This is a genomic window from Intrasporangium sp. (genome assembly GCF_051961875.1).
Classification (GTDB): domain Bacteria; phylum Actinomycetota; class Actinomycetes; order Actinomycetales; family Dermatophilaceae; genus Intrasporangium_A.
The window spans coordinates 1-11,910 of the sequence record NZ_JBQCCV010000021.1 but is presented as its reverse complement, the minus strand read 5'-3'; the positions used below and the strand labels follow the sequence as shown (position 1 = coordinate 11,910).

The window sequence follows — 11,910 nt, the reverse complement described above, 5'->3', positions numbered from 1 at the left end:
ACCGGTCCTCGCCGACTGGTACCGGGCGGCCGACCTCGTGGTCATGCCGAGCCACTCGGAGTCCTTCGGGCTCGTCGCCATCGAGGCCGAGGCCTGCGGCACGCCGGTCGTGGCCGCGGCCGTCGGTGGCCTGCCGACTGCGGTTGGCGACGGGGGCGTCCTCGTCCCGACCCACCAGCCCGAGCAGTGGGCTGACGCGGTGGGCGCGCTCCTCGATGACCCTGCACGCCGGAAGGACTTGTCCCGCAAGGCGGTCCAGCATGCGGCCGGCTTCGGGTGGGACGCGACGACGGACCGCCTTCTCGAGGTCTACCGTCGAGCCATCGATGACCACACGCATTCCCCGATCGGCGAGGGGCAGGGCCTCGCCGGCGTCCCCACGGCGGTGATCCCGTGAGCCAGACCCCGACCCCCGAGGGGGCGACCACCGCCAACCCAGAAGTGGCGGCGGCCGGCGCCGCCGGCGCCGCGGCGCGAGCGGGAACCCGCACAGCGGCATACCTCCGGTCGGTCGAGCTCGAGTGGGAGCCGGGCGCGCGGGACGGCGAGTACGTCGTGACGCTCCCCGGTGAGCAGAAGCTGCGGACAGTGGTCTCGCTCGTGGTCGGCGAGGCCACGACCAGCGTGATGGCTTTCGTCATCCGCAATCCCGACGAGAACCACGAGGCGTTCTACCGCTACCTGCTGCGGAAGAACCTGCGACTGACCGGCATCGCGTATGCCGTCGACGGGGATGGCGACGTATACGTGCGTGGCGAGCTGCCGACGGAGGCCGTCGACGACGACCGGCTCGACCGGCTCTTCGGCGTCATCCTCGCCGCCGCGGACCAGACCTTCAACGAGCTGCTGACGATCGGGTTCCTCACCTCGATGAAGAAGGAGTGGGCCTGGCGCATCTCCCGCGGCGAGTCGACGCGCAACCTCGAGGCGTTCCGCCACCTGTTGGAGGACGGCCCAAGGCCTGAGGATCGACCGAGCGCCAGCGAGGGAGGACCGGAGGGCCGGTTCGGGCCGTCCGACCGTCGGCTCGAGGACGGCTCAAAGCCTTGAGGATCGACCGAGCGCCAGCGAGGGAGGACCGGAGGGCCGGTTCGGGCCGTCCGACCATCGGCTCGATGGCGGCGCGGAGGGGCCCGCCGGCGGGTGAGTGCGCCTCGCTAGGCTGGCCGCCATGACGTACACGCTCGTGCTGCTCCGCCACGGTGAGAGCGACTGGAACGCCAAGAACCTCTTCACCGGCTGGGTCGACGTCGACCTCAGCCCGAAAGGGCGCGCCGAGGCCGTCCGCGGCGGCGAGCTGATGGTCGCCGAGGGCATCGTTCCGGACATCGTGCACACGTCGCTGCTGCGTCGCGCGATCACGACCGCGAACATCTCCCTCGACGTGGCCGACCGGCACTGGATCCCGGTCAAGCGCGACTGGCGGCTCAACGAGCGGCACTACGGCGCCCTGCAGGGGAAGAACAAGAAGGAGATCCTCGATCAGTTCGGCGAGGAGCAGTTCCTGCAGTGGCGGCGTTCGTATGACGTGCCGCCGCCCCCGATCGACTCGGACGACCCGTACGCCCAGACCGGTGAGCCGCGCTATGCCGGGCTCGGCGAGGCGATGCCGCGCGCCGAGTGCCTCAAGGACGTCGTCACCCGGCTGGTTCCCTACTGGGAGAACGAGATCCAGAACGACCTCGCCGACGGCCTCACCGTCCTCGTCGCCGCCCACGGCAACTCGCTGCGTGCCCTCGTCAAGATGCTCGACGAGATCTCCGACGAGGACATCGCCGGCCTCAACATCCCGACCGGTATGCCGCTCGTCTACGAGCTCGACGACTCGTTCCGGCCGCTGGTGCGCGGCGGTCGCTACCTCGACCCCGACGCCGCCCGGGCTGCCGCGGAGGCCGTCGCGAACCAGGGCCGCTGACGCCTCGCGCGGCTGCGCCCGGGCCTCAGCCCGGGGGGTCGGCGGGGACGCGCCGGGTCCGTCGGCCCGGCTCGCTCCGGGCATCGCGGGCTTCCGTCCACTTCGTGCGCTGAGTTCGCCGGCAGCGTCGCCCGCGCTGAGTCGCTCGCCCGGCCCGCCGACCCCGGCGCTCCATTGGCCGTCAGCGTCCGGCCCCCGGGATCCAGCGGCTCGTGCCGGGGAGCCCAGGGCCGAGTGAGTCAGGCCTGGGTGAGGGAGTCGAGGTCCGCGGCGTCCTCGTCCTCTTCGTGGTCGACGCTCGGTGCGTACTCACCGGTGACGAGGTAGATGACACGCCGGGCGACGGAGACGGCGTGGTCGGCGAAGCGCTCGTAGTAGCGGCCGACGAGGGTCAGGTCGAGGACCTGGAGGCGGGTCAGCGCGCTGCGCTCGTCGAGCAGCACCTGGAAGAGCTCGCGGTGGAGCTCGTCCATGGCGTCGTCGTCCTTCTCGAGCCGGGCGGCCCCGTTGACGTCGTTGCCCGCGATGACGCTGCCGCAGGAGGCGACGATGCGACCGGCGACCTGGCCCATTCGCAGGATGTGCGAGCGCAGCTCGGCCGGGACCGCCGAGTCGGGGACGCGCAGGCGCGCGACCTTCGCGACGTGCCGGGCGAGGTCGCCCATCCGCTCGAGGTCGGTGCTCATCTGCATCGCCGTCACGATCGTGCGCAGGTCCGTGGCCACGGGCTGCTGCCGGGCGAGCAGGTCGACGGCGGTCTCGTCGAGCTGCACCCGGATCTCGTCGAGGTGACGGTCGGCCTCGATGACGGACTCGGCGAGGTGGACGTCGGCGTCGAGCAGCGCCGTCGTGGCCCGAGAGATCGCCGAGCCGGCGAGCCGGGTCATCTCGACGAGCTGGTCGGTGATGGTGTCGAGGTCCTCATGGAACTGGTCGCGCATGCGTTGTCCTGTCCTGCTGGTGGTGCGATTCGAGCAGACGCTCTCATCCTCATGTGAACCATTCGCGGCACACAAGTGAACACTCGGTGGCATTGCACCGAGGCGCACCGCCGGTGGCCGGGAGCACGCTCCGACGTGCGTACCCTGAGGGCGTGGACACCATGGCAGCCGCCACTCTCGGCGGCATCGTCGGGCTCGCCCTGGGCGGGGTCGCGACGTTTGCCATGCGATGGTCCGACCGGTCCGATGCGGCTCAGGACGAGCCCCGGCCCGAGACGCCGCTGCCGCCCGGTGCCGCGGAGGTGCTCGCCGTGCTCGGCTCGAGTGCCATCGTCCTCGACACCTCCGACCGGGTCGTCAACAACTCGCCGGCGGCCGTCGCCCACGGCCTCGTCCGTGGTGCGGAGCTCGTCCATCCCGAGCTGCTCGAGATGGCCCGGCGAGCCCGCCGCGACGGAGTCATCCGCGAGAAAGAGTTCGAGCTGCGCAAGGGACCGCTCGGCGCCGCCACCACCGTCGTCGGAGCCCGGGTCGCGCCCCTCGGCGGCGACCATGTGCTGCTTCTCGTGGAGGACCGCTCCCGGGCCCGTCGCGTCGAGGAGATCCGACGCGACTTCCTCGCCAACGTGAGCCACGAGCTGAAGACGCCGGTCGGCGGAATCTCGCTGCTCGCCGAGGCGATCCTCGATGCCCACGACGACCCCGCCGTCGTCAAGCGCTTCGCGCAGCGGATCGGAGGCGAGTCCGAGCGGCTCACCCGGCTCGTTCGCGAGATCGTCGACCTGTCCCGCCTCACCGGCGAGGACGTCATCAAGGACCCCGTGCTCGTCGACGTCGGCGCCTGCGCGGTCGAGGCGGTCGACGCGTCCGAGGTCCTTGCCGAGGAGCGCGGCATCGAGCTGCGCACCGAGATCGGCGAGGGGTGTCTCGTGTGGGGTGAGGCCGACCTCGTCACGACGGCGATCGGCAACCTGGTCGGTAACGCGATCGCCTACTCCGAGTCCGGCACCAGGGTGAGCGTCAGGGTGCAGACAACGGAGGACCTCGTCGACGTCGCCGTCACGGACCAGGGCGTCGGGATCGACGCCGACGAGCACGAGCGCATCTTCGAGCGGTTCTACCGCGTCGACACGGCCAGGTCCCGCGCCACCGGCGGCACGGGCCTCGGCCTCGCCATCGTCAAGCACGTGGCCGAGAACCACGGCGGCCAGGTGTGCGTCTGGTCCGAGCCCGGCCGCGGCTCCACCTTCACCATCCGGATGCCCCTCGCGGCGCAGGAGGCGGGCCGACCCACGCCGGAGGCCGCCGCGACCGCCCGGTCGACCCCGCCCGCTCCTCCCGAACTGTCCACGCCCGCCTGATCCCGATCCCGAGATCCCACACCCGAGGTCTGCCGAGTGAGACGCATCCTGATCGTCGAGGACGAGGAGTCCTTCTCCGACCCGCTGTCGTACCTGCTCAAGAAGGAGGGCTACGACGTGGCGGTCGCGGACACCGGGCCCGCGGCCCTGTCGGAGTTCGAGCAGAACGGCGCCGACCTGGTCCTGCTCGACCTCATGCTGCCCGGGCTCTCTGGCATCGACGTCTGCCGCCAGCTGCGCCAGCGCTCGACCGTCCCCGTCATCATGCTCACCGCGAAGGACAGCGAGATCGACAAGGTGGTCGGGCTCGAGCTCGGCGCCGACGACTACGTCACCAAGCCGTACTCCAGCCGGGAGCTGCTGGCCCGAATCAAGGCGGTGCTGCGGCGCCTGGCCGAGCCGGAGGAGCTGCTGCCCTCCACCATGGAGGCCGGCCCTGTCCGGATGGACGTGGAGCGGCACACCGTGACGGTCCGCGGGGAGCCGGTGGCCCTGCCGCTCAAGGAGTTCGAGCTGCTCGAGATGCTGCTGCGCAACTCGGGCCGGGTGCTGACGCGGATGCAGCTCATCGACCGGGTCTGGGGCAGCGACTACGTCGGTGACACCAAGACCCTCGACGTCCACGTCAAGCGGCTGCGTTCGAAGGTCGAGCAGGACCCGAGCAACCCGGTCCACATCGTCACGGTGCGGGGGCTCGGCTACAAGCTCGAGGGCTGACCGGATCCGCGGAAAGCGAGCCCACGCGCTGCGGAGGGTGCCCTCCGGATCGCGTTGACCGGCATACCCGTGATGTGCGAGAGGGTCCCTCGGCGGAGGGACCCTCTCGGCGCGACTGCGGAAGCGTCAGCTGCTCGGCGCGGGCGCCGGCGTGACCGTCGAGTAGTAGCCCGCGCTGTCCACGACCGGCACGTTGAGCAGCGTGGTGCCGGCGGCGTTGCTCGTCACCGAGACGGGAAGGAGCGCACCCGCCTTGGCGGTGATGCCGCTCAGCTGGAGGCCCTGCTTGGAGAGGTCGACCTGCTCGTAGGGCTGCAGGCGCACCTCGCTGCCGGAGCCGGCGCTGCCGCCCTGCTGCTGGGGCGCGAACTGGACGGTGACCGGCTGGCTGCCCTCATTGACGAGGCCACCGGAGACCACCGCGTCACCCGAGCCGCTCACGACGAGCACGAGGTCGCGGATGGCGACGTCGCCCACGTTGGCCTGGATGCCGTCGGCCGGCGCGTACGGGTAGTCCGTCGCCGTGGGGGAAAACACCTGGCAGCCGGCCGTTCCGACGGTGACGACGGCGGCCGCCGCGAGGGCCGTCAGGGTGCGGCGCACGGGGGTCTGGGGCAGGAGTCGACGCTTCACGCGCGCAAGCCTACCGGCGGGCGGATCGGCGACGGAGGCCGACGTGGCACTCGGGCGGGTCCGCAACGGGACCGCCGGGCGCGGCACGGTGGCACAGGCCGCCCCGGAGCGGGGGCGGAAGCAGGGACGAAGGAACGCGCGGGTGCCCGCGTGAAGCATGGAAGGCCCGCCTCTGTCAAGGCATCGGAGTCGGGCGCCCGTCCGACGAGCATGCCTCTGACCTGCGGATATGTCGGTTCCTGAGATCGCGATGTGAACGGCTTCGTGATAATCTTGAGGTCGCGAAAGGGGAAAACAGCACATGGCGTTCAAGGTCGGCGAGACGGTCGTGTACCCCCACCATGGGGCCGCACTGATCGAGGAAATCAACACCCGCACGATCAAGGGAGAGGACAAGCTCTACCTCAAGCTCAAGGTCGCCCAAGGCGATCTGACGATCGAAGTACCTGCCGAGAACTGCGACCTCGTCGGCGTCCGCGACGTGGTCGGCCAAGAGGGCCTTGACCGGGTCTTCGAGGTTCTCCGGGCCCCGCACACCGAGGAGCCCACCAACTGGTCCCGTCGCTACAAGGCCAACCTCGAGAAGCTCGCCTCCGGCGACGTCATCAAGGTGGCCGAGGTCGTGCGTGACCTGTGGCGTCGCGACCAGGACCGTGGCCTGTCCGCTGGTGAGAAGCGCATGCTCGCCAAGGCACGCCAGATCCTCGTCTCCGAGCTCGCGCTCGCGGAGAAGACCGACGAGGACAAGGCCGAGTCGATCCTCGACGAGGTGCTCGCGTCCTGATGGCGTCGGCGGACGTCGGTCTCGTCATCGTCGCCGCCGGGTCCGGGACTCGACTTGGGGCTGACGCCCCGAAGGCTTTCGTGCCCCTCGCGGGTGTGCCCATCCTGGGGCACGCCCTGCGGGGGGCGCTGTCGTGTCCGGACCTGGGTGAGGTCGTCGTCGTGGCCCCGCCAGCGTGGCTGGGTGCCGCCGAGGAGGTATGCCGCGCAGCGGGCTCCTCGTCGCGCCTGACCGTCGTGCCCGGCGGGACCGAGCGGGGCGACTCCGTCGCGGCGGGGCTGGCCGCGCTCTCGGAGGCGGTGCGGGTCGTCCTCGTCCACGACGCCGCGCGGTGCCTGACCCCTCCCGGAGTCTTCGCCCGGGTGGTCGAGGCGGTGCGCGGCGGCGCGGCCGCCGCCGTGCCCGGCATCGCCGTCGTCGACACCATCAAGCAGGTCGACGGGTGCGGCCGGGTCGTCGCGACACCCGACCGCTCGCGGCTGCGCGCGGTACAGACGCCCCAGGGGTTCTCCCGGGAGGTGCTCGAGCGGGCGCACGCCGTCACGAGCGATGCCACCGACGATGCCGCGCTCGTCGAGCGGCTCGGTGAGGCCGTGCTCGTCGTCGAGGGTGACGAGCGGGCCCTGAAGGTCACGACCCGCGAGGACCTCGACCGGGCGGCCCGTATCCTCGCAGGGTGACCGACAACCTCGTTGCCCTCGTGACCGGAGGCGGCACCGGCATCGGTGCCGCCGTCGCCAAGCGGCTTGCGGCCGATGGCTTCGACGTCGTCGTCGCCGGGCGCAGGCGAGAGCCGCTGGAGCGGACGGTCGACGAGGTCGGCGCGCAGGCCCGCGTCGTCGTGATGGACGTCGCCGACCCCGACAGCGTCCGGGCGGGCATCGGTTCGCTCGACCGGCTCGATGTCCTCGTCAACAACGCCGGCGGGGCGCTCGGCACGAGCCGGATCGAGGACGGGGACCCGGCGGAATGGCAGCAGATGTTCGCCTCCAACGTGCTCGGCACGATGCAGGTGACCCAGGCTGCGCTGCCGCTGCTGCGCCGGTCGGCGCGAGCGACGATCGTGGACGTCTCGTCCGTGGCCGGCCAGTCGGTCTATGAGGGCGGCGGCGGGTACACCTCCGCGAAGCACGGCACCTCGGTCATCAGCGAGACACTGCGCCTCGAGCTGAACGGCGAGAACATCCGTGTCATCGACATCCGCCCCGGGATGGTCCACACCGAGGAGTTCTCCCTGACCCGGCTCCACCGCGACCAGGCTGCCGCCGACAAGGTCTACGAGGGAGTCGACCATCCCCTGACCGCCGACGACGTCGCCGAGTGCGTCGGGTTCGCGGTCGGCCTGCCGCAGCATGTCAACATCGACACGATGGTCATCAAGCCGGTGGCCCAGGCGGCCTCGCACAAGGTGCACCGCGGCCCGATCGACTGGAAAACCGCGTGAACCCCCTACCCCGGGTCGGCGTCGGTGTCGACGTCCACGCCTTCGCGCCCGAGGGCTCGGACCGCGAGCTGTGGATCGCCGGGCTGCTGTGGCCGGGGGAGCGCGGCCTCGATGGCCACTCCGACGCCGACGTCGCAGCCCACGCGGCATGTGACGCGCTCTTCTCCGCCGCTGGGATCGGGGACCTGGGCGCCCACTTCGGCACCGACCGACCCGAGCTTGCAGGTGCCTCGGGCGCCGTGCTTCTCGCGGCCGCAGCCCGCCTCGTGCGCGACGCCGGCTATGAGATCGGCAGCATCGCAATACAGGTGATCGGGAACCGGCCCAAGGTCGGCACCCGACGTGAGGAGGCGCAGGCCACCCTCGCGGAGGCAGCCGCGGCGCCCGTCTCGGTCAGCGGCACGACCACCGACGGGCTCGGCCTCACAGGCCGGGGCGAGGGCATCGCCGCCATCGCGACCGCCCTCGTCGTCCCGCGCCCCCTGTGAACCGCTGCCGCGGAAACCAGGTCGACACTGTCGGATCGACCCTGCAGGGTGAGGACCATGACCTCGCGCATCTCACACACGTCGGTCGACTGCCGTAACGCCTACGAGCTGTCCGAGTGGTGGAAGCAGGTGCTCGGTTATGAGGACATCCCCGACGACCCCAACGAGCCCGGCCACGAGGAGTGCATGATCCGCTCGGGCCCGGCCGGCCACCACGTCCTGTTCATCGAGGTTCCCGAAGCGAAGGTCGGCAAGAACCGGATCCACTTCGACCTGCGTCCCACCGATGCGACCCAGGAGGAGGAATACCAGCGGCTCGTCGGCCTGGGCGCGACCCTCGTGGCCGACCACCGTGGCATCTACGGCCCCGGCACCGGGTGGTACATCGTGGCCGATCCCGAGGGCAACGAGTTCTGCATCCTCAGGAGTGACCCCGAACGCTCCGCTCAATGAGGACCCGGCGCCGCGAGGAGGGCCGTCGGTCACGGAGCGAAGCGACACCGGCCAGCCTCTGCAGCGCCGCCATGTGCCCACAGAACGCGTGCCGCCCGTCCTCGGTCAGGCCGACGATCGTCGCGGTCCGGGCACCCGCCCGCTCCTTGCGGACCTCGAGGTAGCCGGCGGCCTCGAGCGCCTTGAGGTGCTTCGAGAGCGCCGAGTCGGTCAGGCCGGTCTCCTCGCGGACGGTCGCGAACCTCGCCTCCACGACGGGTGCGAGCAGTCCACAGATCTGCAGGCGGCTCGGCTCGTGGACGAGCTCGTCGAAGAGGGGCTTGGGCACGCCCCGATCCTACGTGCGTGGCCGCTCGTACTTTCCTCCGGGGAAACCGCAGCGGCGCGCCGCTGACCAGCGGAAACGCCAGTCAGCGGCATACCGGCACCTTGCGTCGGCACGCGTCCGCGGCTTGGGTGGGACCACCGCACGTACCGAAGGAGGATGGGTCATGTCGCAGACCGTCAAGGGAGTCATCAGCCGGAGCAAGGGGGCCGACGTCGAGGTCGTCGACATCGTCGTGCCCGACCCCGGGCCCGGCGAGGCCGTCGTGAAGATCCAGGCGTGCGGGGTGTGCCACACGGACCTGCACTACAAGGAGGGCGGGATCAACGACGAATTCCCCTTCCTGCTCGGCCACGAGGCGGCCGGCATCGTCGAGTCGGTCGGGTCGGACGTCACCGACGTCAAGCCGGGCGACTTCGTCATCCTCAACTGGCGCGCGGTCTGCGGCCAGTGCCGCGCGTGTGCGAAGGGCCAGCCGCAGTACTGCTTCGCGACCCACAACGCCAAGCAGAAGATGACCCTGACCGACGGCACCGAGCTGAGCCCCGCGCTCGGGATCGGCGCCTTCATCGAGAAGACCCTCGTCGCCGCGGGACAGTGCACCAAGGTCGACGAGGCAGACCCGGCGGCGGTCGGGCTCCTCGGCTGCGGGGTCATGGCCGGCTTCGGCGCTGCGGTCAACACCGGCGAGGTCAAGCGCGGCGAGTCTGTCGCCGTCATCGGGTGTGGCGGTGTCGGCGACGCAGCCATCGCCGGTGCCGCCATCGCCGGCGCGACGACGATCATCGCGGTCGACATCGACGAGGCGAAGCTCGAGCAGGCGAAGCACTTCGGCGCGACGCACACCGTCAACTCGAGCAAGACCGACCCCGTCGAGGCGATCCGCGGGCTGACCGGCGGGCACGGCGCGGACGTCGTCGTCGAGGCCGTCGGCCGCCCCGAGACCTACGAGCAGGCCTTCTACGCAAGGGATCTGGCCGGGCGGGTCGTGCTTGTCGGCGTCCCCACGCCCGACAAGCAGGTGACCCTGCCGATGATCGAGATCTTCGGCCGCGGCGGTGCCCTCAAGTCCAGCTGGTACGGCGACTGCCTCCCCAGCCGCGACTTCCCGATGCACGTCGACCTCTACAAGCAGGGTCGCTTCGACCTCGACGCCTTCGTCTCGGAGCGGATCGGGCTCGGCGACATCGAGGCTGCGTTCGACAAGATGGGCCGCGGCGAGGTCCTCCGCTCGGTGGTGGAGCTGTGAGCGCGGACGACGCCCGCATCGAGCGGGTCGGCAGCGTCTCACCGCAGGGCGTCCGGGTCGACCACACCGTCACGAGCGGCACCTTCAGCCTCGACGGCGGCACGTGGGACGTCGACAACAACGTGTGGGTCGTCGGCAACGACGAGGAATGCGTCGTCATCGACGCACCGCACGAGGTCGGGCCCATCCTGGCGGCGGTCGGCGACCGGCGGCTCCTCGCGATCCTGCTCACCCACGCCCACGACGACCACGTCACGGTCGTGCCGGAGCTCCTCCAGGCGCACCCGGAGGCCGTGGTCGCGCTGCACCCCGACGACAAGGTCCTCTGGGACCAGTCGCACCCGGACCTGCAGCCGACCCGCGACCTGCACGAGGGGGACACCGTCGAGGTCGGCGACGTGACCCTGCAGGTGCTCCACACGCCGGGCCACGCCCCGGGCGCCTGCTGCTTCTACGCGCCGGCGTTGGGGGTCGTCTTCACGGGCGACACGCTCTTCCAGGGCGGCCCGGGCGCGACCGGCCGGTCGTACTCCCATTTCGGCACGATCATCGACTCTATCACGACGAAGCTCTTCCCCCTCCCGCCCGAGACGGTCGTCCACACCGGGCACGGCGACTCGACGACGATCGGTGCCGAGTCGCCGTCACTCGACGAGTGGATCGCAAGAGGCCACTGAGCCCCCAGTGAGCATCGCAGCGAGGAACGAGCGAGGAGCGGAGCGAGAGGCGCTCAGGGGTCAGAAGGCAGGCCACTGACCGCCTCGGGCACCTACGAGCGGGAGCCAGCTGGGCGGCATACCTCACGGGTATGCCGCCCAGCCACGTCGCGAGGACGGGCGGGCTCCCGCGCGCCACTAGACTCACGCGGGTGAGTCTCCAACTGTTCGACACCGCCGACCGCGAGCTGCGCGTGTTCACGCCGCGCGAAGAGGGCAAGGTCGGCATGTACATCTGTGGGCTCACGACCCAGGGCGCGCCGCACATCGGGCACATCCGCTTCGCCGTCGCGTTCGACGTGCTGCGGCGCTGGCTCGAGAACGGGCACGGCTACCAGGTGACCCTCTTGCGCAACGTCACCGACATCGACGACAAGGTCCTGCGCAAGGCGGCCGAGGCCGGCGAGGAGTGGTGGGCCCTCACCTACCGCAACGAACGGCTCACGACCCAGGCCCTCGAGGCGCTCGGGGTGCTGCCCGCGACCTACGAGCCGCGCGCGACCGGGCACATCACCGACATGGTGACCCTCATGGAGACCCTCGTCGAGAAGGGCCACGCCTACGCGGCCCCGGACGGCTCGGGTGACGTCTACTTCGACGTCCGATCGTGGCCGGACTACGGCTCGCTGTCGCACCAGAGCCTCGACGACATGGCGAGCGCCGACGACGCCGACCCGCGCGGCAAGCGCGACCCGCGGGACTTCGCGCTGTGGAAGGGCCGCAAGCCCGAGGAGCCCGAAAGCGCCTCGTGGCCCACGCCCTTCGGGGCGGGCCGCCCGGGCTGGCACCTCGAGTGCTCCGCGATGGCCCGCCGTTACCTCGGCGACGAGTTCGACATCCACGGCGGCGGCATCGACCTGCGCTTCCCGCACCACGAGAACGAG

15 protein-coding genes and 1 pseudogene are annotated in these 11,910 nt (G+C 71.0%); 13 read left to right on the top strand and 3 right to left on the bottom strand.

The annotated features are described in order from the left end of the window. The 3 genes from ACTHJJ_RS01465 to ACTHJJ_RS01455 all read left to right on the top strand — a co-directional run. A partial coding sequence (locus ACTHJJ_RS01465) for a glycosyltransferase (RefSeq protein ID WP_440301164.1) occupies window positions 1–397 on the top strand: 397 nt, incomplete at its 5' end. Next, window positions 394–1,050, top strand: a complete 657-nt coding sequence (locus ACTHJJ_RS01460; protein WP_440301163.1) for a YbjN domain-containing protein — start codon at window positions 394–396, stop codon at window positions 1,048–1,050. The genes ACTHJJ_RS01465 and ACTHJJ_RS01460, both read left to right, overlap by 4 nt. A 121-nt stretch (window positions 1,051–1,171) precedes the next feature. Beyond that, window positions 1,172–1,915 (top strand): phosphoglyceromutase, encoded by a 744-nt coding sequence (locus ACTHJJ_RS01455; RefSeq protein ID WP_440301162.1) that lies wholly within the window; start codon window positions 1,172–1,174, stop codon window positions 1,913–1,915. Window positions 1,916–2,154: 239 nt separating this feature from the next. Here the strand turns inward: ACTHJJ_RS01455 and phoU are convergent, their stop codons facing one another. After that, window positions 2,155–2,856, bottom strand: coding sequence for a phosphate signaling complex protein PhoU (gene phoU / locus ACTHJJ_RS01450; protein WP_440301161.1), 702 nt, complete (start codon window positions 2,854–2,856; stop codon window positions 2,155–2,157). Between the two features lie 161 nt (window positions 2,857–3,017). Between phoU and ACTHJJ_RS01445 the strand changes: the two genes are divergently transcribed. Both ACTHJJ_RS01445 and ACTHJJ_RS01440 read left to right on the top strand, forming a co-directional pair. Then, window positions 3,018–4,217: a sensor histidine kinase gene (locus ACTHJJ_RS01445; RefSeq protein ID WP_440301165.1), complete on the top strand. Its 1,200-nt coding sequence runs from the start codon at window positions 3,018–3,020 to the stop codon at window positions 4,215–4,217. 36 nt (window positions 4,218–4,253) lie between these two features. After that, on the top strand, window positions 4,254–4,934 hold the full coding sequence (locus tag ACTHJJ_RS01440) for a response regulator (RefSeq protein WP_440301160.1): 681 nt from the start codon (window positions 4,254–4,256) through the stop codon (window positions 4,932–4,934). Between the two features lie 126 nt (window positions 4,935–5,060). Here ACTHJJ_RS01440 and ACTHJJ_RS01435 read toward each other — a convergent pair whose 3' ends face one another. Beyond that, the gene (locus tag ACTHJJ_RS01435) at window positions 5,061–5,567 is read right to left on the bottom strand and encodes a hypothetical protein (RefSeq protein ID WP_440301159.1); all 507 of its coding nucleotides are present in this window, start codon (window positions 5,565–5,567) and stop codon (window positions 5,061–5,063) included. Between the two features lie 301 nt (window positions 5,568–5,868). On the opposite strand from ACTHJJ_RS01435, the gene ACTHJJ_RS01430 reads away from it, so the two are divergent. From ACTHJJ_RS01430 to ACTHJJ_RS01410, 5 genes are read left to right on the top strand one after another with little or no spacing between them, the layout of a single operon-like run. After that, a complete protein-coding gene (locus ACTHJJ_RS01430) occupies window positions 5,869–6,351 on the top strand; it encodes a CarD family transcriptional regulator (RefSeq protein ID WP_034719207.1) in 483 nt (160 codons plus the stop codon). After that, entirely contained in the window at window positions 6,351–7,031 is a 681-nt protein-coding gene (gene ispD, locus ACTHJJ_RS01425; protein WP_440301158.1) for a 2-C-methyl-D-erythritol 4-phosphate cytidylyltransferase, read from the top strand. The genes ACTHJJ_RS01430 and ispD overlap by 1 nt, the downstream gene beginning before the upstream one ends. Next, window positions 7,028–7,795 (top strand): SDR family oxidoreductase, encoded by a 768-nt coding sequence (locus ACTHJJ_RS01420; protein ID WP_440301157.1) that lies wholly within the window; start codon window positions 7,028–7,030, stop codon window positions 7,793–7,795. Before ispD ends, ACTHJJ_RS01420 begins: the two co-directional genes overlap by 4 nt. Beyond that, window positions 7,792–8,283, top strand: coding sequence for a 2-C-methyl-D-erythritol 2,4-cyclodiphosphate synthase (gene ispF, locus ACTHJJ_RS01415; RefSeq protein ID WP_440301156.1), 492 nt, complete (start codon window positions 7,792–7,794; stop codon window positions 8,281–8,283). Before ACTHJJ_RS01420 ends, ispF begins: the two co-directional genes overlap by 4 nt. Before the next feature lie 57 nt (window positions 8,284–8,340). Beyond that, entirely contained in the window at window positions 8,341–8,736 is a 396-nt protein-coding gene (locus ACTHJJ_RS01410) for a VOC family protein (RefSeq protein ID WP_440301155.1), read from the top strand. Here the strand turns inward: ACTHJJ_RS01410 and ACTHJJ_RS01405 are convergent. After that, window positions 8,705–9,064 (bottom strand): transcriptional regulator, encoded by a 360-nt coding sequence (locus tag ACTHJJ_RS01405; RefSeq protein WP_440301154.1) that lies wholly within the window; start codon window positions 9,062–9,064, stop codon window positions 8,705–8,707. The two genes, ACTHJJ_RS01410 and ACTHJJ_RS01405, sit on opposite strands and share 32 nt — an antisense overlap. 163 nt (window positions 9,065–9,227) lie before the next feature. Here ACTHJJ_RS01405 and ACTHJJ_RS01400 point away from each other — a divergent pair, with 163 nt between their 5' ends. The 3 genes and pseudogenes from ACTHJJ_RS01400 to ACTHJJ_RS01390 form a co-directional block, all read left to right on the top strand. After that, window positions 9,228–10,310, top strand: a complete 1,083-nt coding sequence (locus tag ACTHJJ_RS01400; protein ID WP_440301153.1) for an S-(hydroxymethyl)mycothiol dehydrogenase — start codon at window positions 9,228–9,230, stop codon at window positions 10,308–10,310. Further along, window positions 10,307–10,987, top strand: a complete 681-nt coding sequence (locus ACTHJJ_RS01395; protein ID WP_440301152.1) for an MBL fold metallo-hydrolase — start codon at window positions 10,307–10,309, stop codon at window positions 10,985–10,987. Before ACTHJJ_RS01400 ends, ACTHJJ_RS01395 begins: the two co-directional genes overlap by 4 nt. A gap of 191 nt (window positions 10,988–11,178) precedes the next feature. Beyond that, window positions 11,179–11,910, top strand: a pseudogene (locus tag ACTHJJ_RS01390) (cysteine--tRNA ligase); the annotation flags it as partial.

Coding starts and splice junctions, on each gene's coding strand:
- ACTHJJ_RS01430 (WP_034719207.1), top strand. CDS start 5,869: ATGGCGTTCAAGGTCGGCGAGACGGTCGTGTACCCCCACCATGGGGCC.
- ACTHJJ_RS01445 (WP_440301165.1), top strand. CDS start 3,018: ATGGCAGCCGCCACTCTCGGCGGCATCGTCGGGCTCGCCCTGGGCGGG.
- phoU (WP_440301161.1), bottom strand. CDS start 2,856: ATGCGCGACCAGTTCCATGAGGACCTCGACACCATCACCGACCAGCTC.
- ACTHJJ_RS01410 (WP_440301155.1), top strand. CDS start 8,341: ATGACCTCGCGCATCTCACACACGTCGGTCGACTGCCGTAACGCCTAC.
- ACTHJJ_RS01455 (WP_440301162.1), top strand. CDS start 1,172: ATGACGTACACGCTCGTGCTGCTCCGCCACGGTGAGAGCGACTGGAAC.
- ACTHJJ_RS01400 (WP_440301153.1), top strand. CDS start 9,228: ATGTCGCAGACCGTCAAGGGAGTCATCAGCCGGAGCAAGGGGGCCGAC.
- ispD (WP_440301158.1), top strand. CDS start 6,351: ATGGCGTCGGCGGACGTCGGTCTCGTCATCGTCGCCGCCGGGTCCGGG.